The organism is Ruegeria sp. CDSC002, from assembly GCF_059610905.1.
This window is the reverse complement of record NZ_JBXWOM010000005.1, coordinates 1-26,949: the sequence shown is the minus strand read 5'-3', so window position 1 is coordinate 26,949 and position 26,949 is coordinate 1. Positions and strand designations below refer to the sequence as shown.

26 protein-coding genes are annotated in these 26,949 nt (G+C 55.7%); 14 read left to right on the top strand and 12 right to left on the bottom strand.

From position 1 onward, the window contains the following. Positions 1-4: 4 nt before the first annotated feature. Together AC2FJE_RS10580 and AC2FJE_RS10575 are read left to right on the top strand one after the other, a co-directional pair. Entirely contained in the window at positions 5-844 is an 840-nt protein-coding gene (locus AC2FJE_RS10580) for a hypothetical protein (protein WP_282119496.1), read from the top strand. A 268-nt stretch (positions 845-1,112) separates the two neighbouring features. Continuing rightward, positions 1,113-2,111 carry a LacI family DNA-binding transcriptional regulator gene (locus tag AC2FJE_RS10575; protein WP_496756136.1) on the top strand — a complete coding sequence of 333 codons (999 nt, stop codon included), beginning with the start codon at positions 1,113-1,115 and terminating at the stop codon, positions 2,109-2,111. Here AC2FJE_RS10575 and AC2FJE_RS10570 read toward each other — a convergent pair whose 3' ends face one another. Next, positions 2,112-3,245, bottom strand: coding sequence for a Gfo/Idh/MocA family protein (locus AC2FJE_RS10570; RefSeq protein ID WP_496756139.1), 1,134 nt, complete (start codon positions 3,243-3,245; stop codon positions 2,112-2,114). It abuts the gene before it with no gap. A 39-nt stretch (positions 3,246-3,284) separates the two neighbouring features. Next, a complete protein-coding gene (locus AC2FJE_RS10565) occupies positions 3,285-4,388 on the bottom strand; it encodes a Gfo/Idh/MocA family protein (protein ID WP_496756141.1) in 1,104 nt (367 codons plus the stop codon). Positions 4,389-4,503: 115 nt separating this feature from the next. Between AC2FJE_RS10565 and iolC the strand changes: the two genes are divergently transcribed. The 3 genes from iolC to AC2FJE_RS10550 are packed head-to-tail and all read left to right on the top strand — an operon-like array spanning position 4,504 to position 7,166. Further along, entirely contained in the window at positions 4,504-5,484 is a 981-nt protein-coding gene (gene iolC / locus AC2FJE_RS10560) for a 5-dehydro-2-deoxygluconokinase (RefSeq protein ID WP_282152137.1), read from the top strand. A 9-nt stretch (positions 5,485-5,493) separates the two neighbouring features. Next, a complete protein-coding gene (locus AC2FJE_RS10555; RefSeq protein ID WP_496756143.1) occupies positions 5,494-6,330 on the top strand; it encodes a 5-deoxy-glucuronate isomerase in 837 nt (278 codons plus the stop codon). Next, the gene (locus tag AC2FJE_RS10550) at positions 6,327-7,166 is read left to right on the top strand and encodes a class II fructose-bisphosphate aldolase (RefSeq protein ID WP_496756145.1); all 840 of its coding nucleotides are present in this window, start codon (positions 6,327-6,329) and stop codon (positions 7,164-7,166) included. Before AC2FJE_RS10555 ends, AC2FJE_RS10550 begins: the two co-directional genes overlap by 4 nt. 9 nt (positions 7,167-7,175) lie before the next feature. On the opposite strand, the gene iolB is transcribed toward AC2FJE_RS10550, so the two are convergent. From iolB to AC2FJE_RS10505, 9 genes are all read right to left on the bottom strand, one after another. Then, positions 7,176-7,982, bottom strand: coding sequence for a 5-deoxy-glucuronate isomerase (iolB, locus tag AC2FJE_RS10545; protein WP_496756147.1), 807 nt, complete (start codon positions 7,980-7,982; stop codon positions 7,176-7,178). A 48-nt stretch (positions 7,983-8,030) separates the two neighbouring features. Continuing rightward, positions 8,031-9,212, bottom strand: coding sequence for a phytanoyl-CoA dioxygenase family protein (locus AC2FJE_RS10540; protein WP_496756149.1), 1,182 nt, complete (start codon positions 9,210-9,212; stop codon positions 8,031-8,033). A gap of 48 nt (positions 9,213-9,260) precedes the next feature. Next, entirely contained in the window at positions 9,261-10,160 is a 900-nt protein-coding gene (gene iolE / locus AC2FJE_RS10535) for a myo-inosose-2 dehydratase (protein ID WP_496756151.1), read from the bottom strand. Further along, positions 10,157-11,989 (bottom strand): 3D-(3,5/4)-trihydroxycyclohexane-1,2-dione acylhydrolase (decyclizing), encoded by a 1,833-nt coding sequence (iolD, locus tag AC2FJE_RS10530; RefSeq protein WP_496756153.1) that lies wholly within the window; start codon positions 11,987-11,989, stop codon positions 10,157-10,159. Before iolD ends, iolE begins: the two co-directional genes overlap by 4 nt. Positions 11,990-12,070: 81 nt before the next feature. After that, positions 12,071-12,889 carry an ATP-binding cassette domain-containing protein gene (locus AC2FJE_RS10525; RefSeq protein ID WP_058274555.1) on the bottom strand — a complete coding sequence of 273 codons (819 nt, stop codon included), beginning with the start codon at positions 12,887-12,889 and terminating at the stop codon, positions 12,071-12,073. A gap of 1 nt (position 12,890) precedes the next feature. Further along, complete coding sequence (locus AC2FJE_RS10520; RefSeq protein ID WP_058274556.1) at positions 12,891-14,015, bottom strand: ABC transporter permease; 1,125 nt, start codon at positions 14,013-14,015, stop codon at positions 12,891-12,893. A gap of 81 nt (positions 14,016-14,096) precedes the next feature. After that, positions 14,097-15,038: a sugar ABC transporter substrate-binding protein gene (locus AC2FJE_RS10515; protein ID WP_058274571.1), complete on the bottom strand. Its 942-nt coding sequence runs from the start codon at positions 15,036-15,038 to the stop codon at positions 14,097-14,099. A 136-nt stretch (positions 15,039-15,174) separates the two neighbouring features. Beyond that, positions 15,175-16,173, bottom strand: coding sequence for an inositol 2-dehydrogenase (gene iolG / locus AC2FJE_RS10510; protein ID WP_496760926.1), 999 nt, complete (start codon positions 16,171-16,173; stop codon positions 15,175-15,177). A 76-nt stretch (positions 16,174-16,249) separates the two neighbouring features. After that, on the bottom strand, positions 16,250-17,152 hold the full coding sequence (locus AC2FJE_RS10505; protein WP_496756158.1) for a LysR substrate-binding domain-containing protein: 903 nt from the start codon (positions 17,150-17,152) through the stop codon (positions 16,250-16,252). Positions 17,153-17,325: 173 nt separating this feature from the next. On the opposite strand from AC2FJE_RS10505, the gene ugpB reads away from it, so the two are divergent. From ugpB to AC2FJE_RS10465, 8 genes are all read left to right on the top strand, one after another. Further along, the gene (ugpB, locus tag AC2FJE_RS10500) at positions 17,326-18,636 is read left to right on the top strand and encodes a sn-glycerol-3-phosphate ABC transporter substrate-binding protein UgpB (RefSeq protein ID WP_496723096.1); all 1,311 of its coding nucleotides are present in this window, start codon (positions 17,326-17,328) and stop codon (positions 18,634-18,636) included. 61 nt (positions 18,637-18,697) lie between these two features. Then, a complete protein-coding gene (gene ugpA, locus AC2FJE_RS10495) occupies positions 18,698-19,579 on the top strand; it encodes a sn-glycerol-3-phosphate ABC transporter permease UgpA (protein WP_058274560.1) in 882 nt (293 codons plus the stop codon). 20 nt (positions 19,580-19,599) lie between these two features. Beyond that, a complete protein-coding gene (gene ugpE, locus AC2FJE_RS10490) occupies positions 19,600-20,436 on the top strand; it encodes a sn-glycerol-3-phosphate ABC transporter permease UgpE (protein WP_058274572.1) in 837 nt (278 codons plus the stop codon). 3 nt (positions 20,437-20,439) lie between these two features. Continuing rightward, positions 20,440-21,495, top strand: a complete 1,056-nt coding sequence (ugpC, locus tag AC2FJE_RS10485; protein WP_496756161.1) for a sn-glycerol-3-phosphate ABC transporter ATP-binding protein UgpC — start codon at positions 20,440-20,442, stop codon at positions 21,493-21,495. Then, a complete protein-coding gene (locus AC2FJE_RS10480) occupies positions 21,495-22,439 on the top strand; it encodes a glycerophosphodiester phosphodiesterase family protein (RefSeq protein ID WP_496756163.1) in 945 nt (314 codons plus the stop codon). The genes ugpC and AC2FJE_RS10480 overlap by 1 nt, the downstream gene beginning before the upstream one ends. A gap of 191 nt (positions 22,440-22,630) precedes the next feature. Beyond that, positions 22,631-23,050, top strand: coding sequence for a hypothetical protein (locus AC2FJE_RS10475; protein WP_496706630.1), 420 nt, complete (start codon positions 22,631-22,633; stop codon positions 23,048-23,050). After that, positions 23,047-23,577 carry a plastocyanin/azurin family copper-binding protein gene (locus tag AC2FJE_RS10470; protein WP_496756165.1) on the top strand — a complete coding sequence of 177 codons (531 nt, stop codon included), beginning with the start codon at positions 23,047-23,049 and terminating at the stop codon, positions 23,575-23,577. The genes AC2FJE_RS10475 and AC2FJE_RS10470 overlap by 4 nt, the downstream gene beginning before the upstream one ends. After that, entirely contained in the window at positions 23,574-24,275 is a 702-nt protein-coding gene (locus AC2FJE_RS10465) for an RNA polymerase sigma factor (protein ID WP_496756167.1), read from the top strand. The genes AC2FJE_RS10470 and AC2FJE_RS10465 overlap by 4 nt, the downstream gene beginning before the upstream one ends. 234 nt (positions 24,276-24,509) lie before the next feature. On the opposite strand, the gene AC2FJE_RS10460 is transcribed toward AC2FJE_RS10465, so the two are convergent. Beyond that, positions 24,510-25,676, bottom strand: coding sequence for a nucleotide sugar dehydrogenase (locus AC2FJE_RS10460; protein ID WP_496756170.1), 1,167 nt, complete (start codon positions 25,674-25,676; stop codon positions 24,510-24,512). Between the two features lie 781 nt (positions 25,677-26,457). Here AC2FJE_RS10460 and AC2FJE_RS10455 point away from each other — a divergent pair. Beyond that, the coding region (locus AC2FJE_RS10455) for a sugar transferase (protein ID WP_282169419.1) at positions 26,458-26,949 on the top strand (492 nt) is incomplete at its 3' end.

Here is a 26,949-nt window from a genome sequence, read left to right as displayed (position 1 = left end):
GCCGATGCTCAAGCATCTTGAAACCCCCGATCCACGATCATTCATCGGCTGCGCGAATTGCGTGGCGCAGCTGACGGACACCAAAATGAAAAAGTTGAGCGCAATCGTCGCAGACTGCCGGGTCATCAATTTACCCGATAACAATAGCAGACGGCTTCATATGACCAACTTGATGAACAAGCACGGCATCAGTTTTTCATTTTCAGAAGGCAGCGCCGGACAAAGCCGTGCCTTAAACTGCGCCCGCGCCCACCTTGCAGCGCTTGAGTCACTCAAAACGCTCCCGGCATTGGTTCTGGAGGATGATGTCTCCGCGTTGACCGAAGACCTGACCATTCCTGAAATTCCAAAAGATGCGGACGTCGTTTATTTGGGCGTTTCGCCCTTCGGCTGCTTTCCCTGGATACGTCGCTATGTTCAACGTTTCGGCCACCGCGCGCATTACAACCTTGCACTCGCTTCGACTGAGAACAGCGATTGGCTGAGGCTGCATTCTATGGCCGGTGCGATAGCTATTCTCTATGTGTCACCAGCAGGTCTGGATGCGTGGCGGCATTCCACGCGGGCGGCCATAAAACGGAGTAAGCCGTTTGATGTGTTCACCGCCTACAAGATGACGTCCCTGAACGTTTATGCGCCCCACTGCCCCGTTTTTTACGAAGAACCCAGTCTGCAGCGCCCACTTAAGCATGTTACCATGGAACAAAGACTGCGATGGACGACAACACCCTTGACGCCGGTCAAAGAAGGCACAATTGTCGCTGCGCCCACCAAAGGCGGGGCAATGCGTGTTCGGGCTGAAGTGTGCGGAGATAACCGTCTTGAATGGTCATTGCTTCAATGAGGTCGGAAAAGGGGCATTCTCAAGTTGCAGGCCACATAATGTCAGGGTCGTTAGGAGCGATGTGCCTGCCTAAACCCCCTTCGATACAGCGTCTGAATCCTTAGATTGCATCCAAGTCGGAGGGCTTGAGATTTTCGATGCTTCTTTGCAAGGAACCCAACGTCTTTTCAGCACACCCTTGCAACCGATTGCAAACCCGACGCAATAGGGCGTAGTATTTTCCCATGAATTTGACTGAAAGCCATCCCCGAACCCATCGGTGCCAGCTATGAGTGTGACCCTCAAAGAAGTGGCCGCACTGGCCGGTGTATCTCGCTCTGCCGTATCGCGGACCTTTACCGAAGGCGCGTCCGTATCACCAAAGACACGGAGCAAGGTGGAGAAGGCTGCAGCCGAACTGGGGTACAGCCCAAACGCGTTGGCTTCTTCGCTGACAACCGGACGCACCAAGTTGATCGGTTTGATTTCTAACAACTTCCACAACCCCATTTTTCTTGAGGTCTTTGACCAGTTCACCCGCGCTTTGCAGGAACGCGGCCTGCGTCCGCTGATCGTGAACCTGACCGACGAAACCGAGCCGACAAATTCGGTCCGAATGCTGCGGCAGTATTCTGTGGATGCTGCCATCGTCGCCTCATCTACCTTGCCCCCCAGCTTTGCCAAGGCGTTCCACGATGCAGGTGTTCCGGTAGTGCACACTTTCGGTCGATCTGCGACGTCACCTGAGGTGCATGTTGTAGGCATAGACAACGTTGAATGCGGACGCATGGCCGCGCGCGAGCTGTCGTCGCGGGGGTATCGTCGTATCGGCTATCTGGGCGGCCCGAAAGATGCGACATCGGCGATGGATCGGTATCGCGGCTTCATGGAAGAAGTTGAAAAGCACCCGGAACTCGAAGTGACGCATTGCTTCGCAGGCGCCTATTCATTTGAAGCCGGGCGAGAAGAAATGCTTCAGCAACTGGCGGAAGGCCCTGCAGAAGGGTACTTTTGCGGCGACGACATTCTGTCCATAGGTGCCCTGTCCGCATTTTCCGATCACGGGCTGAAACCGGGCAAAGACATCGGCATCATCGGCCTGAACGACATGGAGATGTCGCGCTGGGAAAGCGTGAACCTGACGACGATTCATCAGCCGATCAAACAAATCATTACCGCATCCGTCGACCTGGTCGAAGAGATGCTGAAAGACCCCGAGCGTTACCCCGAGGCCCGTATTTTCCCCTGCCGTGTGATCGAGCGGGGCACATTGCGGCCCCGACCCTGATCAGCGAAACATCGGTGGGCGCGCGTCCGTCCATGCCCCGTCATTTTTTGCAGACGCCACTGCGGCATGCACGGCTGCGATCGACCGCACTCCGTCGGCAGGTGTAGGCAGACCATCACGCGCCTCTCCGCGAATAGCGTCGGCAAGATCGCAATAGATGTTGGCCACGGCCAGCGGGAACCCTTCGGGATGGGCAATCGCCACACGGGACAATCGTTGCGCATCGTCGTGAAGACCGCCCTCGCCTTTTTCGATGATCTGTGTACGGCCACCGACAGGCGTATAGATCAATTGATTGGGTTGCTCCGACGTCCAGCGAAGACCTCCGGTTTCGCCAAACACCTGAATATCAAACCCGTGCTGACGCCCAATTGCCACCGAAGAGGTCCACAACCGCCCGACAGCACCGCCTTCGGTCCGGAAGTTGACCATGGCATCGTCCTCAAGTTCGCGGCTTGAAATCGTAGACGCCATATCTGCAGACAAGGTTTTGACTTCATCGTCACTGATGAAACTGGCCATGTGCAGCGCATGGATACCGCAATCGGCGAATTGGCCAGACACACCCGCCATCGCTGGATCATAGCGCCAGCGTACGCGCGGGTTATCGGCGTCAGTCGCGTCGCCATGGTGGCCATGGCTGAAATTCGTCACAACCAGACGCACCTTGCCAATATCCCCGGCCCGAACCATCGCGCGCGCCTGGCGCACCATCGGATAAGCGGAATAGCAATAGTTCACGGCACAAATCTTGCCCGAGGCCTCTGCAACGCGAACGATCTCTTGGCCCTCTTCCACGGTCATTGTCATTGGCTTTTCGCAAAGCACATTGAACCCGGCTTCAAGTAACGCTTTGGCAATTTCAAAATGGGTGGAGTTCGGAGTGGCGATGGTCACCAGATCAACCCGGTCGGGACGGTTCCTTTCCCCGGCCAGCATTTCCTGCCAGTCGCCATAGGCACGATCCGATGCCACTCCAAGTCGTCGCGCATATTCCCGCCCCACTTCGGGTCGGTGATCCAAAGCACCCGCAGCGAATTCGAACATCCCGTCCGCCAACGCTCCTAACCGGTGTGCGGGTCCGATCTGACTGCCTTCACCACCACCAATCATGCCCCATTTCAGCTTTGCCATGGTTCTCGTCTCTCTTAGATGATCTCTTAGTTTTTGTGTTCAGACGGTACTGACGTCCTGCCACTGCCGCTGCTCTGACGATTTCAACGCGGCGGCCAGAACGCAGTTGACCTCATGCCCATCACGGAATGTGGGCCAAATCGTTTTGCCCGTGTGAATGGCCTCAAGAAAATCTTTGGCCTCGATGATGATCTGGTCCTGATAACCTGTTCCATGACCGGGGCCCTGACAGAAAGGCTCGTAGTCGGGGTGCGCCGGACCCGTCAGGATCTTAGTGAAGCCCCTTTCTTCCTCTGGTCCTTCGCGCCGATAGAGCCACAGGGCGTTCTGATCTTCCTGATCAAACCGGATTGCGCCTTTGGTGCCTGTAATTTCATAGGCATAGCCCATCTTTCGACCTGTCGCGATGCGGCTGACATAGATATTGCCCATCGCGCCACTGGCAAACCGGCACATGATTTGCGCGTGGTCATCATTGGTGACGGTGCCGCCTGGGCGCTCAGTATGAACCGTTTCGACTTCGGCCATAACCTCGACAATCGGACCGATCAGGGCCAAAGCACCGTTGACCATATGTGGGGCAAGATCTCCGATCGTGCCGTTGGCCATTCCGGACGTCCGCCATGTGGCCGGGGCGTCAGGGTCGGCATAGAAGTCCTCAGTATGCTCGCCGCGAAACCAGGTTATGTCCCCCAATTCACCGTTGGCTATCAACTGACGGGCAAACTGTGTTGCGGGCGTTCTGACGTAGTTGAACCCGACCATATTGGTGACGCCCGTGGCCTCGGCCGCGGCAACCATTGCGCGCCCATCATCCAAAGAAGATCCGAGGGGTTTTTCGCACAACACAGGCTTGCCCAAGGCTAACGCGGCCTCTGCAATCTGTCTGTGCGTTGTTTGAGGCGAGGCAATCACGACAGCATCCACTGCCGGGTCATTGACCAGCACTGACCAATCCGAGGTCGCGCGACGAAAGCCGTAAGCCGCGCGGTATCGCTCGGTGCTTTCGGGCGTGGAGGCGCAGATCATCTCAAGTCGTGGCCGCAAGGCTGTGTTGAACACTGGGCCTACGGCTGACATCGCGACTGAATGAGCTTTGCCCATATAGCCACCGCCGATTATTCCAATTCCGATTTCAGGCATCTGCAACGGCTCCGAACAATGTATTTGCAACCGGTTGCAAAATCAGTATCGTGTGAATCGATTCAACGCAAGGACCAACGATCCTCGCCAGCCCATTTTTGCCGGAGGACATGACGTGAGCGCTTTGATAGACGGTATCAAAGGAAACCGGTTCGCGGTCTTTGGACGCGCGGGCATGGACCTGTATGCCGATCCCGTTGGTGTTAAAAGCGAAGACGCCGACATGTTTCACGCCGATCTGGGTGGTTCATCGGCAAATATCTGCGCGGGGCTGGTCAAACTGGGCAGCCAGGCATCCTTGATCACTTCGGTCTCAGATGATGCGGTTGGCCGCTTCTGCCTGAATAAACTTGCTCACTACGGTGTAGACACATCCTATATCCGCGTCGTCGGTGGTGAATACCGCATGTCTCTGGCCGTTTACGAAAGCCGGATCGAAGAATTTCAGAATGTCATCTACCGCAACGGCGCAGTCGACTTTCAGGTGACCGAGGACGACATGAACAAGGTCGACTACGGCAAATTTTCAGCCGTGATATCTGCCGGAACGGTGTTTGCCGCTGAACCCTCGCGCAGCGCCACGTTTCGCGCGTTCGAAAACGCCCGAAAGGCGGGTTTGCCGGTAATATTTGACATAGACTACCGCCCGTACAGTTGGCCATCACCTGAGGTTGCTGCCGAAGTCCTGTCGCGCGCGGGCGAAGCAAGCGATCTAATCGTCGGCAATGACGAAGAATTTGGTTTCATGGCAGGCGGCATCGACAAAGGCTTCGCCAAAGCCAAGGAGTTGGCGGCGAAACCGGGCCGGATCGTGATCTACAAGATGGGCGAAAAAGGCGCGGTAACTCTGGTGGATGGGCAGGAAATCGAAACCGGCATCTATCCCGTCACCGCAGTCAAACCCAACGGTGCTGGCGACAGTTTCATGGCCGGCCTGCTGGCCTCGATCGCCGCTGGAAGCGAGCCTAAAGAAGCGGTTATGCGCGGCTCAGCCTGCGCCTCAATCGTCGTGTCCAAGCCCGGCTGCGCTCCGGCCATGCCAACAACTCCGGAACTGGACGCATTTCTTGCGGCCAATCCCGGCCCAACGACATAGGAACCCCTCATGCACATCGCTCCCTATGACAATCAAAACAAACCGATCGTCGACGCCGATGATCCAACGGTTCCGCTGAACTACTTCAACATCGTCAAACTGAAAAAGGGCGAAGCGTTTGAATATCAGGTGCCCGGTTATGAGACGTGTATCGTGCCCGCCACGGGCAGTGTCGATGTCGACGTAGAAGGCGAGCAGTTCGCCAAGCTGGGCAAGCGGGGCGAAGACGTCTGGGATGGGGATCCGGAAGGCGTTTATGTGCCGGTCGGCGCTAAGGTCCAACTGGTCTGCGTGTCGGATGAAACCGAAATCTTCATAGCGGGCGCCAAGTACGACAAGGTACTGGATCCGTTCGATGTGCGTGAACACGACCTTGTGCAATACGGCAGCGACGACACTAAAACGCATCGCAAAATCAAACACATCCTCGGTCAAAAACAGCACGACAAAGTGGGTCGCCTGCTGATCAGTGAGCTGTTCACCGTGGGTCAGGGCGGCTGGTCCGGCTTCCCCAGCCACAAGCATGACACGAACCGTCTGCCGGAAGAGACGCGGCACGACGAGACCTACAATTTCCGTTTCAAACCCAACTGGGGATCGGGCCTTCAGATGTTGCAGCGTGAGGATAACGAACCGGGCGACGCCTATCACATCGTCGACGGCTCAACGATCTGCATCGACAAGGGTTATCACCCCTGCTGTGTTCTGCCGGGATACGAGATGTACTATTTCACCATCCTTGGCGGTTTGACTCAGCGTTCGCTGGTCCAGTACTTCCAACCAACCCATGCCTATCAGGTCGAGACCATTCCAGGCATCAAAGACATGATTGCCAAATTCAAATGACCCTCGCCACACTCAAAGACGTCCTCACCCCTGCATACGAAAACGGCTATGCTGTTGGCGGGCTTGTTACGCTGGGATGGGAGGATATGCGCGCCTATGTAGCCGCAGCCGAGGCGGAAAATGCGCCGGTCATCCTACAAGCTGGTCCAAGCTGCCGCGAACACACGCCCCTGCCTGTTCTGGGAAAGATGTTTCGCTACCTGGCCGAAAATGCCTCGGTTCCGGTCGTGGCCCATCTGGATCACGGTTATACATTCGAGGACTGCAAGATCGCATTGGACAGCGGGTTCACATCGCTCATGTTTGACGGGTCACGCAAGCCGCTGCAGCAAAACATCGACGAAACTGCTGCCATTGCCGAAATGGCGCATGCGGCCGGTATTTCCTGCGAAGGTGAGATCGGCTTTGTCGGCTATTCCGGCGGCGAAGGATCGAACGGGACAGATCCAAACGAGGCCGCGCAGTTCGCTCGTGAAAGCGGCGTGGACGCAATGGCCATCTCAGTCGGAAACGTTCATCTGCAGCAAAACAAAGAAGGCGGATTGGACGAGGCTCGCATCGCCGGAATCGACGCTGCGACAAGTGTTCCGTTGGTCATTCATGGCGGCTCTGGCGTGCCTGTGGAACAACGCAGCCGGTTGGCGCGGGAAACGTCGATCTGCAAGTTCAATATCGGTACCGAACTGCGCATGGCATTTGGTAACGCGCTGCGCGAGGCAGTCAACCGAGACCCTGACAGATTTGACCGCGTGACGATCCTGAAGGAGACCCACGACCCGGTTGAGGCGGCAGCCCGCATGGTCATTCGGGCCTTTGGTGCGCCCGCGCAGAGGTAGGCGTGCGCGTTACGCGTCGCGCTCCATGATCCATTCAACTTCGGGGGCCGGAACAAAGCGCCATTTGCGCAGCGGTCCGGCCATAACGTTCAGATAATACATCTCGAATCCATAGGGTGCGCCGCATGGGTGATGACCGCGGGGCACGCAAACAACATCGCCATCGGAAACAGCCATAGTCTCATCCAACTGCCCATCATCGGTATAGACTCGCTGAATCCCGAACCCATTCGCCGGGTTCAGACGGTGGTAGTAGGTCTCTTCCAGATAGGTGATCCGCGGAAAATCTTCTTCATCGTGTCGATGGCTGGGATACGATGACCAATGCCCGTTTGGCGTAAACACTTCGGTCACCAGTAAGCTATCAGCATAGTCCTCATTCTCCATCGCTATGTTGTTGATATAGCGCGTATTTACGCCCTTGCCGCGCTCGGTCAGAGTAATGCCTTCGGGACCGATGCGTCGCGCAGAGTGGCCACTCTTGCCCGGGGCTGTACACACCGCAATCACGCAATCCGTTTCGGCTGTGGCCGTCCATTCTGTGCCGTTCGGCAGATAAAGACAGTGCGGCGGAGTCTTCTCAAAAACGTTCATCCGATCGCCCAGAACACCCCAGTCCCGCTCAGCTCCGGCGATGCGGGCCTTGCCCTCGACCATGACCAGAATGACCTCGCGATCACCCGTTGCCTCGGCCACTGTATCGCCTGCCCGAAGGTGGTAAAGCCCAAACCCCACATAGCGCCACCCGGCACTGGCCGGAGTGATGTCATGCACTTTACCTCTGGTCCCAAAGGGCTTTTTGAGCAGGTCGGCCATGTGTTTTTCTCCGTGTGGGGCGGGCTTGGAATGCCCGCCCGTATTCCTTCAGGCAGCTTGCCTTGTTTGCAGCGCCGAGAATGTCTCGGCCAATTGTTTTTCGGTCCAGCCTTCTGACACAGCACGACGCAAAATGTCGGCCTGACTTTCCGGGGCGTTGCCACCGACCGGAGGATCCGTATCCAGGTTGGTCGGGAACGGGTATCCCTCTGCCGTGGCGGCGATGACTGCATCCAGTTCGGCCCCTTTCAGCTGTCCACGTTGTTTCAACGCAACAAGCGACGGAAATACCACCTCGGACATAGACCGTCGGTCAACAGCTTCCATTGCGCGGCCAAATGCAGATGAGATTTGCAACAAGTTCGCCATCCGGTCGATATCCGCACTGCGATTTTCACCAGCCGCATGGAACAGTGCCGGGTTGAAGAACACAGCATCCCCCTTGTCCAGCGCCAGCTGGATATAGCAGTCTTCAAAATGCGCGCGGTGGCCCTCGTCATGAAACGCCAGGTAGCCCGGCGGATAAATCTGCGAGAACGGCAGCAGCTTGGTTGGCCCGCTTTCGACTGGCATGTCGCAATGGGCAATCGCCCCCTGCAATGTCAGTGATGCCGTGACCAGATGTGCATGTGCGGGGTAGCGCGCAGCACTTTCTGCACTCTGAAATCCAAGGTGGTAATCCCTGTGCACCTGCTGCGCTTTACCGCCTGGACGCACTTGATTGATCTGTGCCGTGACCTGATAGTTTGGCCCCAACCACGCCTCGCAGGCTGCAGCAACAGCCGTGTTCCCAAAATAGAGGGCAAAGCCCTCGGGGTCGCGCTGACATTGCTTTTGCAGGGCGTTCCAGATCCGATCATTGGCCCCGGACGCCGCAAAGTGGTCACCCTCTCCCGCGCCGCTTTGTCTTTCGTCAGCTATGATCTGGCGAAAGACATCGGTTGCGCGGTCAATCACGGACGTATCGGCGAACGCACGTTTCAGAACGATTACGCCTGACGATTTGTCCAACACATGGCCCCACTCGGCCAGCAGAGCCTTGCGCTTACCTACGTTTTCCAGCGCAGGGCGCAGCTCGTCCATGTCATAAACTGGAACGTTCTTTTCGATCGTGGTGGCGTACGGGACGACATCGGCTGTAAGGTTCTGCGAGGTCAACACCTTGAATTCATCCAGATCACAGGATTCCCGGTCGAAATAGCCGACAAAACCTAGCTGCTGATTTACCATGATCTTCTCCTTTTCATGGCTTCGGTGTTAACCCCGTAGGGAGATTTGTTACGACTGGACCTCCAATCCTGCCTGTCCACAGACGTCGAGAATGTGCTCGTAGCCTTTCTTGGAATATTCGTATGGCGGAGCCTTGGCCGGGTCCTGTTCGGCCTCCACAACGATCCATCCGTTGTAATCCAAGGATTTGAGCGCATTCGCCACGGCCTGAAAGTCGATACACCCGTCACCTGGTACGGTGAATGCTCCGGCGACGACCGCATCGAGAAAGCTGCGATCATTCTCCTTTACGTCCTGCACCACAGCCGGGCGGATATCTTTGAAATGCATGTGATGCACACGATCGCCCCAGCGTTTGAGGGTCGCCATCACATCGCCGCCGCCAAACAACAAGTGTCCTGTGTCAAAGCACAGGTTCACCTCCGGGCCCGAACCTTCCATCAACCAGTTCACGTCATCTTCGGTCTCGATGATGGTACCCATGTGATGGTGATAGGCCATCGGCATCCCCTGATCGGCCATCCATTTGGCCAGCTCGGTGATCTTGGCGGCATACGCCAATACTTCGTCTTTGGTCAGCCTGGGTCGGTTGTTCACCGGCGTACCCGCTTGGCCCTGAACGGTGTTTGAGCATTCGGCATAGACGATGCAAGGGCTGTTCAGGGCGACAAACTGCTCAACCTGTTCCCGCACAGCCTCACGTTCTGCAGCGAAATCATTGACCAGCGAGGCACCCGAGCACCACCCGCCGCAGAGCGCGATATCATTGCCTTCCAGATAAGCACGCAACCCTTCGGTATCGTTGGGCATCCGCTGACCACGTTCCACACCGGTGTATCCGATCTCACGCGCCTCTTTCAGCGCCTGTTCCATCGTATACACCGCGGTCAGGTCCGGCAGGTCATCATTCTGCCAGGCGATCGGAGAAATCCCGATTTTCACGCTCATTTTGTGTTTCTTTCCTTGATCGCCAGCTCATAGGCCGCGCGTTTTTCGTTCACTTCGGGGCGGATGCTGACTTCCGGAACCGCCACTTCCCACCACGTCCCGCCGTATTCGGTCGAAGGGTACGGATCGGTGTCGATGACCACCACATAAGGCCCTTTGATATCGCCACGCTTGGCAAGCGCGTCTTCCAGTTCCGCAATCGAGCTGACCTTGACCGAGGTCGCGCCCATTGCCGCGGCGTGGGCCGCGAAATCGATGGCCGAGGGGTTCTCGTGCACAGCATGATCCAGCAGATTGTTAAACTCGGCTCCACCTGTGCCCATCTGCAGACGGTTGATACAGCCAAAGCCGCGATTATCGGTAATGACCACGGTGAACGAGATGCCCATCATCGCAGCCGAAGCCATTTCCGAGTTCGCCATCATATAGGTGCCATCGCCGGTAAAGCAGATCACATCGCGATCCGGTTGCGCCATCTTGATGCCCATCGCACCAGCAATCTCATACCCCATGCAACTGAAGCCATATTCCATGTGATAGGCACCCGGACGCGGGGCCTTCCACAGCTTGTGCAGTTCTCCGGGCATGGTGCCCGCCGCGCACATGACGACAGTATCGTTGTTCGAGGCTCGCTGAACCGCACCAACCACCTGCATATCGGTCGGCAGCGCATTGCCGTCGCCAGGGGCATCGGTCAGTTTGTCGACCTTGCCGTACCAATCCGCCTTAAGCGTATCTGCCACAGGATCGGCACGGTATCCTTGCAAAGCCGAACCCAGCTCCTCAAGCCCAACGCGCGCATCTGACTGCAGGGGCATCGCGCCGTGCTTTTCAGCATCATAGGCAGCGGTATTCAGGCAAATCATTTCGCGCTGTGGGTTCGAAAACAAACCCCATGAGCCGGTCGTGAAATCCTGCAGGCGAGAGCCAACTGCCAATACCAGATCAGCCTCAGCGCAGACCGAGTTTGCCGGTTCGCCACCGGTCACGCCCACGGGTCCAAGGTTCAGTGGATGATCCCATGCCAGGGCGGATTTGCCTGCCTGTGTCTCGGTGATCGGGATATTGTGCGTTTCCACGAAACTCTGCAACGCGTCCGTCGCGCCCGAATAGTGAACTCCGCCCCCGGCCACGATGACCGGGCGCTTTGCCGCTTTGATGGCAGCGACGGCGCGGGCCAGTTCGCCTTCGTCGGGGCGAATGCGACGCTGATACCAGACGCGGGGCTCAAAGAAGCTTGCAGGATAGTCGTAGGCCTCGGCCTGAACATCCTGACAGAAGGCCAGTGTTGCCGGTCCGCAGTCGGCCGGGTCCGTCATCGTGCGGAAAGCCCTTGGCAGTGCGGTTAGCAGATGCTCCGGCCTTGAGATGCGGTCGAAGTAACGGCTGACAGGTTTGAAACAGTCGTTCGCGCTGACCGTTCCGTCCCCAAAGCTCTCGATCTGCTGCAATACAGGGTCGGGACCACGCGTTGCGAAGATGTCCCCGGGGATGATCAGAACCGGCAACCGGTTCACATGTGCCAAGGCGGCGGCTGTCACCATGTTGGTCGCGCCCGGTCCGATGGACGACGTCACCGCCATCGCGCGCGTGCGCCGCATCTGCTTCGCATACGCGATAGCACAATGCGCCATCGTCTGTTCGTTGTGGCCGCGATAGGTCGGCAGGCTGTCTTTTACAGCATGCAGCGCCTCACCGAGGCCAGCCACGTTGCCGTGGCCGAAAATAGCCCAGACACCTGCGATAAACGGCTCTCCGGCCTCGTTCATCTGCGCGCCCAAGTAGCGGACCAGAGCTTGCGCTGCGGTCAGTCTGATAGTTTTGCCCATATTGATCCCTTTCAACTCAAGGCCACCCGGCCAGTCCGTTGAATACCAGTTTTTCGAAAGCTGGGTCTGCGCGGGACCGCGTCAGACCGTTCCGCCCAAAGACCCTTCCAGCTGGGCCAGTTCCTGCCCACCTGCCATCAGGTCCTGTAGTTCTTCGGGCGAAATCTCACCCCGTTTGGCAGTGCCCAGAGTTTTACCCCGGTTCAACACTGTAAACCGATCGCCAACCGCCAGCGCGTGCCGAACATTGTGGCTGATAAACACCACACCCACACCCTGACTGCGCACTTTGTCGATGGTCGCCAAAACGTTCGAAGTCTGGCGCACGCCAAGAGCCGATGTCGGTTCGTCCAAAATCAAGATTTTAGCGCCAAAATGCACGGCCCGTGCAATCGCAACCGTCTGACGCTCACCACCTGACAACGTACCCACAGCCTGATCGGGACCACGCAAGTTGATACCCATTTTGCGCATTTCTTCCATGGTGATTTCGTCGGCCAACTTCTTGTCGAAAAAGCTGATCCCGGCGACTTTGCGCGTGGGTTCATTGCCCATGAAGAAGTTGCGGCTGACGCTCATCAGCGGGATCATAGCCAGATGCTGGTGTACTGTTGCGATCCCGGCTTCGATGGCATCACGCGGGTCCTCAAAATGCATGGGTTTGTCTTCAAAGATGATCTCGCCAGCTGTCGGCTTATGGACCCCGGACATCGTCTTGATGAAGGTCGATTTACCTGCACCATTGTCACCCAGAAGGCAGTGACACTCACCCGGCTTCAGATCAAAGCTGACCCCGGCTAGAGCAATCACAGAGCCAAAGTGCTTTTCAATGTCGATCATCCGGATAATCGGATCCTGACCCTGCACATCACCGTGATGGAAATTGGTATCTTCGGTCATCTCAGCGTTCTCCTGTGATGATGCGACGGATGTAAGTGTTCAGGATCACGGCACCCAAAAGGATCACGCCCAGGAACACCCGGAACAAAGAGCTTTCGACCCCGGCAAAAAACAGCCCCTGCTGCACCACGCCAAAGATCAATGCCCCAAGCGCCGCCCCAAGGACCGAGCCATAACCGCCGGTCAGCAGCGCACCGCCGATCACCACGGCGATGATTGCCTCGAATTCCTTCAGCAACCCGCGATCTGCACCGGCGGAACCGAATTCCATAACCTGACAGGTCGCAAAAACCGTCGCGCAGAAGGCGGTGAACATGAACATCAGAACTTTGACTCTGTTCACCGGAACACCCGAGTTTCGCGCAGCCTCAGCGTCACCCCCCGAGGCGAAGATCCAGTTGCCAAACTTTGTTTTGGTCAGAAGCACATGGCCGAAGATGATAAGCGCGATGGCCCAAATAATCAGCATGGGGATACCGTCAACCACCGGCTGACCCTCGCGCGTGCCGCGTTCAAAAGTTCCGATTAGGTCATTATCACCCAACCAGACGAAAAAGCCCTGCCCTATCTTGCCGCCAAACACCGATGCCAGCCAATCGCCCTCGGCTACATCCCGGATACCGCCAATGATTGTTTTCCGCTCGATTGTTTGCGGTAGAAAAATGGTAAAACCACGCAGAATAAACAAGAAGGCCAGCGTCACGATAAAGCTGGGCAATCCGGTGCGCACGACGATAAAGCCGTTCAGCGCCCCAATTGAGACGCAAAGTACAAAGGTCACCATGATGGCAATCCAGACCGGCCAGCTAAGAGTGACCGAGAAAATCGCGATCATCATGCCCGCGAACCCGATCATTGAGCCGACGGAAAGGTCAAACTCACCTGCGATCATAAGCAAACAGGCTCCAACAGCGATGATCATGAACTGCGCGGAAACCACGGACCAGTTCATCACGCCCTGACTGGTGAACATGCCGCTGTCAAAAGCAAACAGCAGGAAAAACGTGAATACCGCGACTGTGCCGACCATTCCGCCCAATTCGGGGCGTATCAGGGCCTGGCGTAGAGGTGATATCTCTTTTACCCGCTCGTCACCACCGACTGCGGATTGCGCTGACTCAGCCATTGTTGCCTCCTTGGCGCGTTCGTCTGAATGCTTGCATCAGGTGGTGCGGACACACGTCATGCGTCCGCACCGTTTTGAAGATCAGCGGTATTCGCCCGCGAACTCTTCGATCTTTTCCAACCCGTCAGCGGTCACGAAACCGGGGCCTGAGTTGATGTTGTTGCCCGGCAGAACGCCGTAGCGGTGGTAGTTCGTCATCACGACGACTGGCAGGTAGGCCTGCAGGAAGGGCTGCTGGTCGATGCCCCACTGTATCACACCACTTTTGATGCCTTTGACGATTTCACCGCCCAGATCGAAGGTGCCGAAGTAAATGTCACCGGCCATACCATTTTCTTCCAGCGCCAGAATGGTCGGGTCAGCCGATGTCGGGCCAAGTGTCAAAACGGCTTCCGTTTCGGGGTTTGCCGACAAGTAGGCCAGAACGCGGTTCTTAATCTCGGCCGGGTCTTGACCCGCGTCGATCATCTGCTCGCCCAGTTCGATGCCCAGACCGTCTGCAAAGCCCTGGCAGCGTTCTTGGCTGGATGGCTGCACGATATAGTGGTTTACGCACAGGAACGAGCCAATGCCATCGTCTTTGGCGCGCTGGCCAGCAGCCAATCCAGCGTCATATTCCGGCTGGCCGACATACATCAACGCACCAACTTCGCGCGCCTTTTCCGGCGTGCCAGTATTCATGATGATGACGTCGATACCGGAATCCACGGCGGCTTTGATCGGACCTTCCAAAATGTCCGGGTCGGCCAGCGTAGTAATGATACCATTGGGTCCCGAAGCTGCGGCCTGATCGATGATCCGCGCCATGTCGGCAAGGTCACCGGTAGGCGGGTTGCGATATTCGACCTCAACGCCCATCTGATCGCCCGCCAGGGCAATACCGTTTTTAATGGTGTTCCACCAGCTGTCACTGTCCGGAGCATGGCTGACCAGAATATACTTCTCGCCTTCTGCCGCAACGCCTGTGGCGCCGGCAAATGCGACTGCGCTGGCCATCAGCACACCTTTTACGATTTTTTTCATTTCCATTCCTCCCAATAGAAAATTCAATCTTGGTGCCGGGTCTGCCCGGCCATTCGGCTAAACCGAATCTCGTCTGCTCCGATCCGTGATCGGGCTTCCTTCAGTTTCCGGATATCCGATCATTTTGCAACCGGTTTCAAAGAACTTCCTCCATCGCCACGGGCCTTCCGGACTTCGCCGAGCGCGTTGCGGCTTCGGCCATTGCCAACGCTGCGACACCATCCTCAAGTGTTACCGGCACGTCCGAGCCGGACTGAATGGCGCGCGTAAACGCATCCCATTCGGCGCGATAAGCGGTCATGTAGCGTTCAAGAAAGAAGTATGTTGGCTTCGCTCCGGTCACGCCGTCGGCTGTTGATTTAACAACTGAGTTCTCAAGGACATTATGCGCCTGCAAAAGACCCCTTGAGCCTAGTAGTTCGACTCGTTGATCATACCCGTATGCTGCCCTCCGCGAGTTCTTGATCACGGCCAGACTGCCATCCGGATAAGTCATTGTTACCACAGCCGTATCTACGTCACCGGCCTGCCCTATTTCCGGATCGACGACCGAGGTTCCCACAGCTGAAATGGTGACAGGAATTTGTCCTGTCAGGTAGTTGACCATATCAAAATCATGGATCATCATGTCCCGGAACAACCCGCCCGATACCTTGACATAACTTACCGGAGGCGGCGCTGGATCAAACGACGTAATGGACAATAGTTCAGCTTTACCAACCTCGCCCGCATCATAGGCGGCTTTCAGCGTCTGGAAATTTGGGTCGAAGCGACGGTTGAAGCCAAGCATGACCGGTTGACCAGTCACGCCCGCGGCTTTTTGGCAAATTTTTGCTCGCTCAAGGTCCAGATCGACGGGTTTTTCGCACAGGACCGCTTTGCCGGCCTGCGTTGCCGCTTCAATCAGATCGGAATGCGTATCTGTAGGCGTTGCGATCAGAATCGCATCAATCGTAGAATCACCGATAATCTCGTCAGAGCTTTGCACCCTGGCCCCGTACTCAGCAGCCAATCCGACAGCGGCATCATTCACCGCATCTGAAATAGCTGTCAATTCGGTTTTGGGGTGTGCCGAAATCGCTTCCGCATGCACGCGACCAATACGTCCGGCCCCCAGCAATCCGATCTTCAACATACGGTCCCCCGAATCAATTCTCAGGTGACACAATCAATATTTTTGCAACCGGTTGCAAGAATTAATTTCGACGGCCCTATTCTGCTTTGAAAGGCTCAAGGCTGTCTCGGAACTGCTCGATGAATTCCAGCGTCACCAGTGAAGGTTGTTTCAAAATCGGGCGAACAAGCGAGAGAGTATGCGGCAAGAATGGCTTGAACGGTCGATAGCTTAATCCGTGCGCTGCGTATTGGACGGCGTCAAGTTCGCTCACGACGGAGACGCCAACGCCCTTCACGGCCAATTCACATGCCGCAGTGAACTGCCTGACTTCAATATGGGAATTTAACTCCACATTGGCACTTTGAAACGCTTTTGAGAGCCGCCCGAAAAAGTCGCTGTCGCGTCGTGTGTGGATAATTTTGCTGTTTACGAGGTCCGTCGGTGTAACCTCAGAGAGGTTTTCCAATTCACTTCCGGCGGGGAACACACAAACCGTCCGGACCTCGATATCCCAGTTTTCAACGGCGGGGTGACCGTTAAAGCTGTCGGTGATCCCGAAATCATACTGCTCGCCGATCATCCATTCAAGAATGCGCTCAGGTCTGTCAGGTTCGATCGTCAGGGTGACGCCGGGCCGATCCTTCAAGAATCGGGCGACAACATCGGGCAAATGGCTGGTGGCGAACCCGGGCAGGCATGCAACACGGATGTGCCCTGCTTTGCGCTGTGTGATGTCCTGACTGACGTCAGATATTTGCCTCATCAGTTCCAGAACACGCTCGACGCTGGGCAAAAGATACCGAACCTCCTGCGTCGGCACCAACCGGCCTTCGCGGCGATCGAAAAGCTGAAACCCAAGTGACTTTTCAAGATCCGAAAGCAACCTGCTGACGGCTGGCTGACTCACCCCCAGGTCGGTCGCTGCCGCCGTGACAGAGCCGTTGGTTGTTACAGCCATAAGGGCTTCTAACTGCCGGACTCTAAGAATTTGACTCATTACCGATCCCAATCTGCCGCCCTCGCCTCATAACACTATGTTATTTTTTTATCCAGTAGATTGGGCTTGAATTATATTTCTGTAACGTTAACGTCGTGAAATCGTCATGTGTGCCGTTTACCCGTTGCGGTCGGTACTCAACGAAGCATCGAACCTGATGCATGGGAGGAATCATGAAAAAGAATTTTCTCGGCGCTCTCGCCGTAACAACTGCATTGTCCCCAGTGGCGGCAATGGCACAAACCGAGGTCCAGTTCTGGCACGCCTTTACCGGCCGCCTTGGTGAGCTTGTCAAAGCCCAAGTGGAAGAATTCAACGCCAGCCAGGACGAGTATGTCGTGGTTGAAAGCCACAAGGGCAACTACTCGGAAACCCTGAACGCGGGGATCGCTGCCTTCCGCGCCGGTGAGCAGCCGCAAATCCTGATGGTATTCGAGGTCGGCACGGCAACGATGATGTCAGCCGAAGGTGCAATCAGGCCGGTCTACGAAGTGATGGCTGAAAGTGGCGCGTCTTTTGATCCCGACGCGTATATTGGTGCCGTCAAAGGATACTATACAACCACTGACGGGGACATGCTTTCGCTGCCCTTCAACTCATCCACGCCAGTTCTTTGGGTCAACCGAGACGCGTTCGAAGCGGCCGGCGTTGATCCAGACACGGATCTGTCCACGTGGGAAAAGGTTGGAGACGTACTTGAACAGCTCAAGTCCGGGGGCGAAGACTGCCCGCTGGTCACCGCATGGCAGAGCTGGATCCATCTTGAAAACATGTCGGCCTATCACGACGTTCCGTTCGCATCTCAGGATAACGGTTTTGCCGGTCTGGATACCGAACTGATGCTGAACGGTCCGGCGCAGGTGGCACACCTGACCGCGATGGGTGACTGGGCCAAGGATGGCAAGTTCATCTATACCGGTCGCAGAAACGAAGGCGGGGCGAACTTCCGGTCAGGCGAATGCGCATTGTTCACTGAAAGTTCGGCAGGTTACGCGGGCATCAAGGCAGAGGCCGAATTCGACTTTGACGTCCGCCCGCTGCCCTACTGGGAAGCCGTCACAAGTGAGCCGCAGAACACCATTATCGGTGGCGCATCCCTTTGGGTAATGGAAGGTCATGACCCTGAGGAGTACAAGGGCGTCGGAGAGTTCCTGAGCTTCCTGTCATCGTCTGACGTGCAGTCGGCCTGGCACCAGAACACCGGCTACCTTCCGATCACGGCCGAAGCGGGTGATGCGACCCGTGCGGCAGGTTTTTATGACGAAAACCCCGGCACCGACATCGCTGTGATCCAGATGACAGCGAAAGAGCCGACCGCGAATTCCAAAGGTCTGCGTCTGGGATCATTCGACCAGATCCGCGGTATCATCGACGAAGAGCTTGAGGCCGTCTGGGCCGGTGAGAAAACTGCTCAGGAAGCGATGGATAGCGCCAAGGAACGTGGTGACGCGCTGCTGCGCCGCTTCGAATCCGCCAATCAATAAGTCATAACTTCATGCGGGCCCTTTTCGGGCCCGCATTATCTTTCTTCGGTGGAAATTCAGGATGGAAAAACGCGTCACCTTTCGCGGCTGGCTATTGCCATTGGCGCTGATCGCCCCACAGGTCATCATTTCCGCCGTCTTCTTCTTTTATCCCGCCGGTCAGGCGGTGTGGCAGTCCCTGTTCATTCCCGACCCGTTCGGTCTGTCGTCGCAGTTTGTGGGGCTCGGCAACTTTGAGTTCCTTCTGAGCGACAAATATTATCGCGCATCTTTCGTAACAACGGCGGTGTTTTCGACGCTTGTGACGCTCTGCTCGATGATTCCGGCGTTATTTCTGGCAGTTATCGCAGATAGGCTCATTAAAGGGTCAGGCGTATATCGGACATTGCTGATCTGGCCTTATGCCGTGGCCCCCGCCGTGGCAGGTGTGCTGTGGCTGTTCATGTTCAATACACGCGTTGGCGTTGTGGCGTGGTACCTCAGCCAGCTTGGCTATGACTGGAACCATGTCCTGAACGACACCGAAGCTATGGGGTTGGTTGTTGTCGCCTCGGCCTGGGGCCGCATCAGTTATAACTTCCTGTTCTTCTTTGCAGCGCTGCAATCCGTTCCCCGCTCGGTCATCGAAGCGGCGGCGATTGACGGCGCGCATTTCTGGCGCCGGTTCTTCACGATTGTGCTGCCGCTGCTGTCCCCGACTGCATTCTTCCTGCTGGTGGTAAACGTTGTTTATGCCTTCTTTGAAACCTTCGGAGTGATCCACACGATCACTGGCGGAGGCCCACAACAGGCGACGACGATCCTAGTCTACAAGGTCTTCTCAGATGGGTTTGTTGGTCAGGATCTTGGGTCATCATCGGCACAATCTGTCATCCTGTTGATTGTTGTCGGCCTGCTGACCGTCATTCAGTTCAAATACGTGGAAAAGAGGGTGCATTACTGATGGCAGCCCAACAACACGGAATGGTCGAAAAACGCGGCGTAGGCATCTGGTTCACCCACGCCTTCATGATCCTAGGCGTTTTGATCATCTTTTTCCCGATCTGGCTGGCCTTTGTAGCCTCGACCGTGACCCAGGCAGACATCGTCTCGCCACCAATGCCCGTGGTACCGGGTGATCAGTTCTGGGTGAACTACAAAGCGGCGCTGTTCTCAGGTGTAAACGTGCCCGTTGCGACGATGCTGTTCAACAGCCTGGTGATGGCAATTGGCATCGCGGTGGGCAAAATCATCATTTCGCTGCTGTCCGCTTTTGCGATTGTCTACTTCAAGTTTCCAGGCCGTACGACGTTTTTCTGGCTGATCTTCCTGACCCTGATGCTGCCGGTCGAGGTGCGCATCGTCCCAACCTTCGAGGTTGTGGCCGGGTTTGGCATGCTCAACAGTTATTACGGTCTGATCTTTCCCCTGATCGCTTCGGCAACGGCGACCTTCCTGTTCCGTCAGTTCTTCCTGACGATCCCTGATGAACTGGCCGAAGCTGCCCGTGTGGATGGCGCGCGACCGATGCGGTTCTTCATCGACATCGTGGTGCCCATGAGCCGGACCAATATCGCGGCGCTGTTTGTGATCTTGTTCATCTACGGCTGGAACCAATACCTGTGGCCGCTGCTGATCACGACAGACCCTGAAATGAACACCATCGTGATGGGCATCAAGCAGATGTTCCCGTCGGGTGATGATTTTGCGCATTGGCCCACAATCATGGCGACCTCAATTCTGGCAATGATCCCACCGGTCATCGTTGTGGTGTCGATGCAAAAGCTCTTTGTCCGCGGCCTTGTCGATAGCGAGAAATAAGAAATGGCAACAGTAACCCTAGAGAACGTCAAAAAGAGTTTTGGCCCGACGGATGTGATCCACGGTATTGATGTCGATATCGCAGACGGAGAGTTCATCGTGATCGTCGGCCCCTCGGGCTGCGGTAAATCCACGCTGCTGCGGATGGTGGCAGGGTTGGAAACGGTTACGTCCGGGGAAATCCGGATAGGTGAGGAACGGGCCAACGACAAAGAGCCTATGGATCGGGACATCGCGATGGTGTTCCAGAACTATGCGCTCTACCCGCACATGTCCGTGCGTCAGAACATGGGTTACGGCCTGAAGATTGCCGGACTTCCCAAAGATCAGATCGATCAAAAGGTGACAGACGCGGCCAAGCTATTGCAGTTGGAACCTTTGCTGGATCGTAAGCCCAGACAACTGTCGGGCGGTCAACGCCAAAGAGTGGCCATGGGCCGTGCCATTGTCCGCGAACCAGCAGTCTTCCTGTTTGATGAGCCGCTCTCGAACCTGGATGCCAAACTGCGTGTTCAGATGCGTCTGGAAATCCGTGAGCTCCAGGAAAAGCTTGGAGTAACCTCCCTGTACGTTACGCACGACCAGGTCGAGGCCATGACAATGGCGGACAGGATGATCGTGATGAATGGCGGTATCGCCGAGCAGATTGGAACGCCACTGGAAGTTTACGAAACACCCAGAACTCTGTTCGCAGCGCAGTTTATTGGCAGCCCTGCGATGAATGTGTTTGATGCCCGACGTGAAAACGGGATGGTCAAGATCGGAGAAATTGAGATCGGTGCATCCCAGGGGCCTGATATCGAGGTAAAATTGGGCATACGGCCAGAGCATCTGTTGTTGGATGAAAACGGTCCGCTGGGAGCTACGATTCAGATTGCGGAACCGTTGGGGGCAAACACACTATTGCATGGCCAACTCATAGGCTCTGGCAGCGCGATTACGATAAGCCTTCCGGGTGTCCACCCAATCGAAGGCCAGCATCCGAACATGCGGTTTTCGATCGCCTCAGAAAATATGCACCTGTTTGACCATTCAACCGGTGAAAGGCTGCAAAACTGATGACGTTTCCACAGGTTGAAGCCTTTCGTGGCGGTGAAAACCTGATCCGGGTTGTGGGGCATCGGGGAGCACGCGGCGTTTTACCAGAAAACAGTATGATTGGCTTTGACTTTTCGCTGTCCATCGGCGTCCCGCTCCTGGAATTTGATGTCGTTATGACCGCAGATAGCATTCCGGTCATAACCCATAACCACCGACTGCATGCACCGACATTTCGTGACGCCGATGGTCGATTTTTGGTGGGAGAAGAACCAAAGGTTTCCTCGTTGACCGTCGAACAGATGCAGCAATTCGACATCGGACGGTTGGATGGGCATTCGGCCTATGGTCGTCGTTTTCCAGACCAGGCCCAAATGGACGGTGTTCGTGTTCCAACGCTGATGAACCTGCTGGAACTGGTCGATGACCCAAAATACCGCGATGCCTGTCTGATGCTCGAACTAAAGTCAGATCCTGATTTGGCACATGATGCGGTTTACAGACAGAGCTTCGTCGGCCGGGTTCTTCAAGACGTTCGCGCCAAGGGTTTGTCGTCGCGTGCGGTTCTGCACAGCTTTGACTGGAGTCTCTTGGAGGAATGTCAGCGACAGGCCCCCGATATGCCGTCTTCGTACCTGACGCAACTTCCCGATAACGCGGACGATGTGGGCGAGGATTCATCAAAAGCAGTTTGTCCGGACTTTCGCGGCCGTCGCGATGAAATTCCAAAGTTGGTCAAAGAAGCGGGCGGTGCGCTTTGGTGCCCGTATTTTGCGGATGTGACTGCTGAAAACGTGGCTCTTGCCAAAAAGCTGGGCCTGTGCGTCGCAGTGTGGACCGTCAATGAACCCGACGAGATCGGCAGGATGATTGATCTGGGCGTGGACGCAATCGTGTCTGACTATCCCGGACGGGTTCAAAGGCATCTGTCGGATTTGGGAATGAGGTGGAGTGCCATCCACTAGCAGAGCTAGTCCAGGAATGAACGTCGTAAATACGATCCTGGTCGCCGGAATACTCCGCGCAACTGACCACAACGCGGCCGGCCATCAAAATCCCATCGAAAAAACTTGGGAACCTTTTCGCGCGCAGCGCATCCAATAACACAGGTGCCAATTGTGACGCACCGGATGTGAACTATGGAAAGGACAAGCCCATGACTAAAATCTCTGTGTCTGCAATCGGACTGTTGTTCGCCACCACAACGCTTGCCGCTGCGCATGACGAAAAGGCTCTTATGAATGCGCCCGCCGGTGATCCTTATGTGCAAGTGAGCGACGTGCTTCCTTTGCCGGAATTTATCCCGGGCCTTGGCACGCTGTTTGTAGACCCGGCCACCCTGCCCGCTGGTCCGTTCCTGGCTTATGATCGCGATGGGCAGTTGTCGGCAACGGTCTATATGACCCCGCTTGACGATCTGCAGAACGGAGTTTCATTCGACGGGCTGGGTCTGGGGTCGCACACTGTCAGTTCGACAGATGTTTACTTCAACGCCGGTCACCCCGGGGTGGAAAAGCCCCACGCACATGTCGTGCTGTTCCATGATGAGGGGGCAAAAGAACGGCTGGCCGAATGATCTGCACGCGACGCCATGCGCTGTGGCTCGCAGGTGGCGCGATCGCTACCTGCGCAGTCTCACGATCATCAGGTGAACAAACAGTTATCAATGTTGAAATGCGCGGCAGCGCGCGTGGCGAGAGGGTCTGGTTTGATCCCTTGGGTCTGTCAGTGGCACCGGGCTCCACCATCCGTTTCACCAACCGAGACCCGGGAAACAGCCATACGGTGACCGCCTATCACCCCAAGGTTTATGACCGAATGCGTCGCATTCCTGCGGCGGCGGACCCCTGGGACAGCGACTTTCTGCTGCCCGATGCATATTTCGAGGTCACGCTGACAGCTCTCGGGGTGTACGATTACTATTGCCTGCCCCACGAAATGGCGGCGATGGTCGGCCGCATTGTGGTGGGGACCCCCGCCGATGCGGATTGGGAAGGAGCCTCGGAAGATCAAAGCGATGTATCCGATCAGGTTTTGGAGGCATTGCCATTGGTACAGGAAATAATCGCGAAAGGTAACATCAAGCGAAAGGGCAGATCATGACGGTCGGGACAAGTCACGCGAAGGAAGCCCGATACGGAACAGCTAAATCCGAAGCAGAGCTTGTGGCCGACGCCCGGAGCGGAAACGAAACGGCCGTCCGTGAACTTGTCCGTCGTCTGAACCCGCGTCTGTTCCGCGTTGCCCGAGGCATTGTTGATACAGATGCCGAGGCCGAAGACGCGCTGCAAGAGGCCTATATGTCCGCTTTCAGCAAACTGGACAGTTTTCAGGAACGGGCAAGCTTTTCGACTTGGATAACCCGGATCGTCATCAATACCGCTCGCATGCAACGCAGACGTTTTCGGCCAGAGGAAGAGTACAACACTGTTGAGGAGACCAACCTGTCTCGGGTCCTGACATTTCCCGGTCAAAATTCGGAACTTCCCGATGCCGCCATAGGTCGGGCACAACTCCGCGGATTATTGGAAACCGCGGTTTCCGAACTGCCACCCGATATGCGCCTTCCGTTTTTGTTGCGGGAATCCGAAGATATGAGCGTTATGGCCATCGCCCGTGAGCTGCAGATCAATCCGATCACAGTAAAAACGCGCCTATTCCGCGCCCGTCGCCGACTGCGCTCAGCGCTTGAACGACAGGTTCGTGGTGGATTCGAAGCGATCTTTCCATTCGGAGGCAAGCGATGCGCAAATATGGCAAGCCGCGTGATCGTGCACCTGCGGGCTAACGGCCAACTCTGAGTGTCAACTAACCGGGGATCACGGAACCAACCAAAGCGGAAGATCTGATCTATCATCAATCTGAGCACGATGAACGGCCACACAAGATCCAAAGCAGACGGTCAAGTGATCCATCGGCTGTTAGCCAGTGATATCCTGCACTTTCATGACAAGCTCACACCAATTACGGTGGTTTTCGATGTCATACTGCCGGCCCTGTTCGTCAGCTATCGTGAAACACTTGATCTCGGGCGTTCAGTCAGCCCCAAAAAGATCGCGGGTGAAAACCTTAGCAGACACATCTGCGATCTCATCTGTCAGCCGGTTGGTCACGATCAGGTCCGCTTCGGCCTTAAAGGCTTCAAGGTCAGAGACTACCGGACTTCTGAAAAAATCATCGTCCTCTAGAACCGGTTCATAGACGATGACCTTGATACCCTTGGCTTTCAGCCGCTTCATGATCCCCTGGATCGAAGACTGTCGGTAATTGTCCGACCCCGCCTTCATCACAAGACGATAGATGCCGACCACTTTGGGACCTTTCATCAGAATCTGGTCGGACAAGAAATCCTTGCGGGTGCGGTTTGCGTCCACGATGGCGCGGATCAGGTTCTGCGGGACGTGGTTGTAGTTGGCCAGCAGCTGCTTGGTGTCTTTGGGCAAGCAATAACCGCCATAGCCAAAGGAAGGGTTGTTGTAATGCGCACCAATGCGCGGATCGAGGCTGATGCCTTGGATGATCTGACGAGTATCCATACCACCCGCCATTGCATAACTATCAAGTTCATTAAAGAACGCTACGCGCATCGCGAGGTAAGTATTGGCAAAAAGCTTGATCGCCTCAGCCTCATCCAGATTGGTAAACAGGATTTCGACATCATTCTTCCTTGCCCCTTCAAGGAGCAAATCCGCAAATACACGCGCCCGCTCAGAACGTTCGCCAACGATGATACGGGACGGGTACAGATTGTCGTAAAGCGCGCGCCCCTCACGAAGGAACTCGGGCGAAAAGATCACCTGTTCGGTCTCCATTCGGGCACGCAAGTCGCGCACAAAACCTACGGGAATAGTGGATTTGATAACGATCGTGGCGGTGAGATTCACCTTCAGAACTTCGGCCACAACGGCTTCGACACTGGACGTATCAAAGGAATTGGTCTTCGGATCATAGTTCGTGGGCGTCGCAACGATAACGTAATCCGCATCTTCATAAGCTGCGCTGCCATTTGTGGTGGCGCTGAGGCCCAGCTCGCGGGTGGCAAGAAGCTCTTCTAGGTCGGGATCTACAATCGGGCACTGGCCGTCGTTTACCATCTGCACGCGCGCCTCAGAGATATCGACCGCCGTAACCTCATTATGCTGCGCCAAAAGCACCGCATTGGACAGCCCCACATAACCAAGGCCAGCAACTACAATTTTCATGGCATTCATCCGAAGAAGACAGGAAGGTAAAAATACGCTGATCTTTTGTCGACTGGGTCTTGGGGGCGATTGTCGAAAAAACCACAGAGGATAACAGGAGCAATGAGCATCGCGCACAATCTCGAACAGTAAGAACTAACAGTGAAGTCTGCTTATAGATGCCTTTTGACCGAGACAACCCGGGACCTAATTTCGATACTAAAAAGCCTCCGGGTATGGCCTTTGTCAGATTTTAGTGCCGACTGATGTTGTCACATACCTTTCTTGTACAAATTGGGGGCTTTATCCGAGAGGTATCTGTCGAAGGTAGCGCCTCTGGGCCAGATTTCCGAGGCTTACCGGTCAAAGCTCTTGGCCATGAAGTTCTGACTGATGTACCTCACACCGAGCATCTTATTTTGACGCGGTTCCGGCCGTCGTTGGCTTAAGCTGCGTGGCATTCTTACGCGGCGGGATGACCTAATGCGGATACGATCGACGCAAACCATTATCCAATCAAAACAGATCGGCGACGATCCTCCCCTTTTTTCCTGAGCTGTACGACGGTCCATTTGCGGCCTTGCGTTTTGCGGTGGAATAATACCTCACCACTTCCAGCTATCAGGATGGGTTCAGGTGGGGAATTCGTACCTACCCTTTTATGCAACATAGCAGGTGAAATGCATCGACATATGGGCCGAATCCGATTGACAACCTCACGAAGAGCTTACTAAGCGATTAACGAAAACTCATCCCTCTTTGCGTGTGTAATAAAAGATTATGATCAGGTTCTATTGTAGAGATGTTTGATTCCAGTTTTTCTGAGGATGATAGCTCTGGTTCGATTGGTAAGCGTCGTTTTTCCAGCCCTTTTCGTAGTTTTGTGTTTCAGATTGTTAAGCGGGCGTTTGATCTTTTGATCAGTGCGCTTTTCCTGCTACCTTTGATGTCGTTATGCGGTGTACTTTTGTTGATATTGAACCCGTTCTGGAACAAGGGACCGCTTTTTTTTGCGCAAGAGCGCATGGGCCAAAACTGCAAACCTTTCACGGCGTACAAGTTTCGCTCGATGCGCCCGGCTCGGAAGATCGAGCGCAGCGCGGATTGCCCGCTTGAGGAAGACAGGATCACGCCGCTGGGCCGGTTCCTGCGTCGCAGCCGTCTGGATGAGTTACCACAAATCATCAATGTTTTCAAAGGTGATATGAGCCTGGTCGGACCTCGTCCGGATTACATTGAGCATGCGCGTATGTACTTGTTGCAGGTGCCTGGATACCAGGAACGTCACGACGTT

What these genes read in the sequence shown, in the direction of transcription:
- AC2FJE_RS10550 (WP_496756145.1), top strand. Translation starts at nt 6,327, where the DNA reads ATGACCCTCGCCACACTCAAAGACGTCCTCACCCCTGCATACGAAAAC.
- iolG (WP_496760926.1), bottom strand. Translation starts at nt 16,173, where the DNA reads ATGTTGAAGATCGGATTGCTGGGGGCCGGACGTATTGGTCGCGTGCAT.
- AC2FJE_RS10520 (WP_058274556.1), bottom strand. Translation starts at nt 14,015, where the DNA reads ATGGCTGAGTCAGCGCAATCCGCAGTCGGTGGTGACGAGCGGGTAAAA.
- ugpC (WP_496756161.1), top strand. Translation starts at nt 20,440, where the DNA reads ATGGCAACAGTAACCCTAGAGAACGTCAAAAAGAGTTTTGGCCCGACG.
- iolB (WP_496756147.1), bottom strand. Translation starts at nt 7,982, where the DNA reads ATGGCCGACCTGCTCAAAAAGCCCTTTGGGACCAGAGGTAAAGTGCAT.
- AC2FJE_RS10525 (WP_058274555.1), bottom strand. Translation starts at nt 12,889, where the DNA reads ATGACCGAAGATACCAATTTCCATCACGGTGATGTGCAGGGTCAGGAT.
- AC2FJE_RS10460 (WP_496756170.1), bottom strand. Translation starts at nt 25,676, where the DNA reads ATGAAAATTGTAGTTGCTGGCCTTGGTTATGTGGGGCTGTCCAATGCG.
- AC2FJE_RS10580 (WP_282119496.1), top strand. Translation starts at nt 5, where the DNA reads ATGCTCAAGCATCTTGAAACCCCCGATCCACGATCATTCATCGGCTGC.
- iolD (WP_496756153.1), bottom strand. Translation starts at nt 11,989, where the DNA reads ATGGGCAAAACTATCAGACTGACCGCAGCGCAAGCTCTGGTCCGCTAC.
- AC2FJE_RS10575 (WP_496756136.1), top strand. Translation starts at nt 1,113, where the DNA reads ATGAGTGTGACCCTCAAAGAAGTGGCCGCACTGGCCGGTGTATCTCGC.
- ugpE (WP_058274572.1), top strand. Translation starts at nt 19,600, where the DNA reads ATGGTCGAAAAACGCGGCGTAGGCATCTGGTTCACCCACGCCTTCATG.
- AC2FJE_RS10565 (WP_496756141.1), bottom strand. Translation starts at nt 4,388, where the DNA reads ATGCCTGAAATCGGAATTGGAATAATCGGCGGTGGCTATATGGGCAAA.
- AC2FJE_RS10470 (WP_496756165.1), top strand. Translation starts at nt 23,047, where the DNA reads ATGATCTGCACGCGACGCCATGCGCTGTGGCTCGCAGGTGGCGCGATC.
- AC2FJE_RS10465 (WP_496756167.1), top strand. Translation starts at nt 23,574, where the DNA reads ATGACGGTCGGGACAAGTCACGCGAAGGAAGCCCGATACGGAACAGCT.
- AC2FJE_RS10570 (WP_496756139.1), bottom strand. Translation starts at nt 3,245, where the DNA reads ATGGCAAAGCTGAAATGGGGCATGATTGGTGGTGGTGAAGGCAGTCAG.
- ugpB (WP_496723096.1), top strand. Translation starts at nt 17,326, where the DNA reads ATGAAAAAGAATTTTCTCGGCGCTCTCGCCGTAACAACTGCATTGTCC.
- ugpA (WP_058274560.1), top strand. Translation starts at nt 18,698, where the DNA reads ATGGAAAAACGCGTCACCTTTCGCGGCTGGCTATTGCCATTGGCGCTG.
- AC2FJE_RS10540 (WP_496756149.1), bottom strand. Translation starts at nt 9,212, where the DNA reads ATGGTAAATCAGCAGCTAGGTTTTGTCGGCTATTTCGACCGGGAATCC.
- iolE (WP_496756151.1), bottom strand. Translation starts at nt 10,160, where the DNA reads ATGAGCGTGAAAATCGGGATTTCTCCGATCGCCTGGCAGAATGATGAC.
- AC2FJE_RS10505 (WP_496756158.1), bottom strand. Translation starts at nt 17,152, where the DNA reads ATGAGTCAAATTCTTAGAGTCCGGCAGTTAGAAGCCCTTATGGCTGTA.
- AC2FJE_RS10480 (WP_496756163.1), top strand. Translation starts at nt 21,495, where the DNA reads ATGACGTTTCCACAGGTTGAAGCCTTTCGTGGCGGTGAAAACCTGATC.
- AC2FJE_RS10555 (WP_496756143.1), top strand. Translation starts at nt 5,494, where the DNA reads ATGCACATCGCTCCCTATGACAATCAAAACAAACCGATCGTCGACGCC.
- AC2FJE_RS10475 (WP_496706630.1), top strand. Translation starts at nt 22,631, where the DNA reads ATGACTAAAATCTCTGTGTCTGCAATCGGACTGTTGTTCGCCACCACA.
- AC2FJE_RS10515 (WP_058274571.1), bottom strand. Translation starts at nt 15,038, where the DNA reads ATGAAAAAAATCGTAAAAGGTGTGCTGATGGCCAGCGCAGTCGCATTT.